Below are 2,257 nucleotides of genomic sequence, written 5' to 3' on the forward strand. Positions count from 1 at the left end.
GAGGTTGCAAAAAAATTTTGACTATTTCGCTAAAGCTACGGCTAGGCAAGCCAGTTTAGTTGGAATAATAAATAAATATATCTAGTAAAATTGAAGCGAAGGCTGTCTCGCTGAAGCTTTTAAGCGCAAGCGGACTGGTGTAAGAGGTTGCAAAAAAATTTTGACTATTTCGCTAAAGCTACGGCTAGGCAAGCCAGTTTAGTTGGAATAATAAATAAATATATCTAGTAAAATTGAAGCGAAGGCTGTGTAAGAAGCAAGGTCTTTTTGAGGGTGTTATTAATGCATTATGTTTATATTATAAAATCATTTATTGATGGTGAACATTGGTATGTTGGTAGCGCTATTGATGTTGTTCGCCGATTAGAAGATCATAATCTTGGTGAGTGTGTACATACCTCTAAATATAGACCGTGGTCATTACATTTGTTTATTGGTTTTGAGAATAAATATAAAGCCTTAGCATTTGAGAAATATTTAAAATCTGGTTCTGGTAGAGCGTTTTCTAAAAAACATTTTTAAGTCTTTTTATCGGTTTTTCCTTCGCTAAAGCTACGGCTAGGCAAGCCAGTTTAGTTGGAATAACAAATAAATATATCTAGTAAATTTGAAGCGAAGGCAGTCTCGCTGAAGCTTTTAAGCGTAAATAAATTAAAAAAATTGAATTAGTTCTAAAAAATTAAAAAAGTGCTTTTTATCAAAAGAGGGTGTTTCTTGCACCCTCTTTTTTGTTTAAATTTGCTAAATACCCAAGGGTTTTTAACCCGTGGTTGGCTTCATTTTGTTTTTGGTTTAAAGCCCAGTTTATTTAATCCAGCACGAGCAAGTCGCTTTGTTTGCGTCCAAGCGCTGGTTTTTTGTTTCGGCTGAGTTTGAGGTGTGAAAACAATAGCGTGAGAAATGGGTTTGCTGGAACTTGATTCAGGTGCCCGAGTTAGTGATGTTTTTTGGGGCGGTGTTAGTTTTCCTTGGGCTGCATCGCGTTCCAAAAGTTCAGCTCGTTGTTGGTAGACTCTGCGTGCTCTTGGATCTGTTTCTTCATCAGCGATCGCTCTCATGGTTTCTCTTTTTCTTTGTTCCAAAAAATCATTGGAAACAAGATGATTACTCAGAAGAGCGAGGCTAACTACTAAAAGTGTTTGTAAGTACATATATTACTCATTTTCAAAATATGTTGGTTTGCTCGCTTATTTTTGTCATGCCGGGTGATGGGAGTCAATTAATCAGAAAAGGGAAGCGAAACCGAGTGGTGTTATTTTAATTTTGGTGTGTATTAAAAATAAAAAAGAAGGCGGGAACAATTTTGTTCCCGCCTTCTTTTTATCTAGCTGCTGAGTGTTTTATTGCTCAGATGAATATGGTTGCTCAGGTGTATATGTTGTCAAAGGTGGCATCGAAAATGAAGCTGGCGTCGAATATGAACGTGACGACCAACGCCTTAAATTAAATAGAGCTGCAAGTGCATTCCATCCCTGACGATTAGTTTGATCTTGTTGAAAAAAATTATCATCATTGATTCTGTTTTGAATAAATGTTCTCACGTTATGAAAAGAAGCGTCATCACAGCGTAGCCGGAAAGCGTCAGCCGCAGCTCTGAACGGCCTACGGGTGTCTGGAGTTACTTCTGCGGATATGCCGAAAAGTTTTTTAAGGCTTTCAATTGCCTCATTATCTTTCGTGGATTCGGTTTGTTGGAGTCTCAGGACAAGGTTTCTAGCAAGATTGTAAGAGCTATCTGCGTCTTGACGAGAGCTGAACGCCTCACTAAAGTTATTATAAAAATCGAATTTATCCTTGATGCTTTGGCCTTCCTCACCCAGATTTCCTTCTAAGGAGAAGCATAACGGGAGAAGTACGTTGACTGATTGGCGTAAAATGTTTGCAAGTGATTTGTCGTCAGCAAAGTCTTTGAGTGAGAGCTTTCGAATTGCTTTGAACAGTTCAGCGTAGCTGGTGTTTGTTTGTCCTGCGATGTAGTTAAGGGTTGCAAAAATTCTTAATGCTACTGGAATTAGATATGAAAGAATAACCTTTTTTCCCTTGAGTGTTGTGGTGATAAGATCTTCAGATGAATAAGAGCGCATTTGATGTTCAGATGTTTCTGCAAGATACAGAAGTGCAAGGCTGACAAACGTTTTTACAAACGAATGAAACGTATGACTCGCAACTGTTTTTACCGAATTTTCTTTTGCGGTGAAAAACGTGGTAAGCATTTTTGTGAGAGGTGCTGTAAGTACAATTCTATCATGGACTGTAA

2 protein-coding genes are annotated in these 2,257 nt (G+C 37.9%); one reads left to right on the top strand and one right to left on the bottom strand.

Translation table 11 applies throughout. From position 1 onward, the window contains the following. Positions 1-282: 282 nt before the first annotated feature. Entirely contained in the window at positions 283-522 is a 240-nt protein-coding gene (locus FJ366_04345) for a GIY-YIG nuclease family protein (protein ID MBM3894796.1), read from the top strand. Positions 523-776: 254 nt separating this feature from the next. Here the strand turns inward: FJ366_04345 and FJ366_04350 are convergent, their stop codons facing one another. Further along, on the bottom strand, positions 777-1,151 hold the full coding sequence (locus tag FJ366_04350; protein MBM3894797.1) for a hypothetical protein: 375 nt from the start codon (positions 1,149-1,151) through the stop codon (positions 777-779). Positions 1,152-2,257 lie beyond the last annotated feature (1,106 nt).

The organism is Candidatus Dependentiae bacterium (assembly GCA_016871815.1).
GTDB lineage: Bacteria > Babelota > Babeliae > Babelales.